The organism is Brevundimonas sp. RM1, assembly GCF_052907225.1.
Genome location: NZ_JBRERY010000072.1, coordinates 1 through 1,401, shown reverse-complemented (window position 1 = coordinate 1,401; position 1,401 = coordinate 1). Strand labels below are relative to the sequence as shown.

1 protein-coding gene is annotated in these 1,401 nt (G+C 65.9%); it reads left to right on the top strand.

Annotation, left to right across the window (positions count from 1 at the left end; genetic code table 11):
- Positions 1-1,384, top strand: a 1,384-nt coding sequence (locus ACU5AP_RS16280; protein ID WP_446681561.1) for a cbb3-type cytochrome c oxidase subunit I, incomplete at its 5' end; no start/stop codon positions are given.
- Positions 1,385-1,401 lie beyond the last annotated feature (17 nt).

The following is a 1,401-nucleotide window of genomic DNA, read 5'->3' as shown; positions in this document are numbered from 1 at the left end:
CGGGGTCATGGTCGCCATGGTGCCCTTCGACTGGCAGGCCCACGACAGCTACTTCATCGTCGCCCACCTGCACTACGTCCTGATCGGCGGCATGGTCTTTCCCATGTTCGCGGCCATCTACTACTGGCTGCCCATGTCCAGCGTCCGGCCGCTGAGCGAGCGCATGGGCAGATGGGTCTTCTGGCTGATGTTCGCCGGGCACAACATCGCTTTCATGCCGATGCATCTGACTGGGCTGATGGGGATGCCGCGTCGAGTCTACACCTATCTGCCGGGGCGGGGGTGGGATCTGCCCAACTTCATCTCCACCGTCGGGGCCTTCCTGTTCGGCCTGGCGGTCCTGCTGTGGGTCGTCGACATGATCCGCAACTTCCGCCCCTTCGGCCTGCGCGAGGCGGGCAATATCCACGACGGCCCAGGACTGGAGTGGCTGCCCAGCGGCTATTATTCCGTGCGCTCCGTCCCCGTGGTGAAGAGCCTCTATCCGCTGTGGGAACAGAAGAGCTTGGCGAAGGAGGTGCAGGAGGGGCGCTGGTTCCTGCCCGGCGCGGCGGGAGGCGAGCGCCAGACGCTGGTCACCAGCCCTCTGAACGCTGAGCCGCAGTACGTCTTGCGCCTCCCGCGTCCGTCGCCCTGGCACGTGTTCGGCGCTCTTTTCACGGCAGGCTTCTTCCTGATCCTGACCATCCAGGCCTATATCGCCGCCGTGATCAGCGGCGTGCTGGCGATCTACTGCATCATGCGCTGGTGCTGGTTTCTGGACGCGCCGCATACCCGCAAGACGACCGACATCGGAGCGGGCGTTCGCGTACCCAACTATGTCTCGGGTCCGGCCAGCCACGGCTGGTGGGCCATGGTGATCGTGCTGATCGTCGGCGGCATGGTCTGCCTGCTGGCCGGCTTTTCCTACATCTTCCTGTGGAGCCGGCGCCCGGATCTGTGGCAGGCGCCGCCGGAGACGGCGTCGATGATGCTGCATCTGGGCGGTCTGGCCTTAGGAGGGCTGTGCGCCGCAGCGGCGCCGCGCGTTCTGCGCCGGACCGGGAAGGGAGCGGAGACCCTCGCTACGGTTCTTCTGGTCATCAGCGCCATCGGCGCCGCGATGGCGATAGGGCTTGAGCTCCAAGCCTGGTGGACCTCGGGGCTCAAGCCTGACGCCACCAGCCAGGGCGCAGCCGTCTTCGCCCTGCTCGGCTGGTCGGCGACGTTCGCCGGGATCGGGATGTTAATGGGGCTCTACATCCTGTTGCGACGGGCGTTCAGGCGCTTGTCGGCCGAGCGGCCGTCGACGATAGACCTGATCGGTCTCTTCATGACCTATACGGCGGTGCAGGCGGTGATCGTGGTGCTGCTGATCCGACTGTTTCCGGGCTCTAGCGCATGAGGCGCTGGCTGGCCATG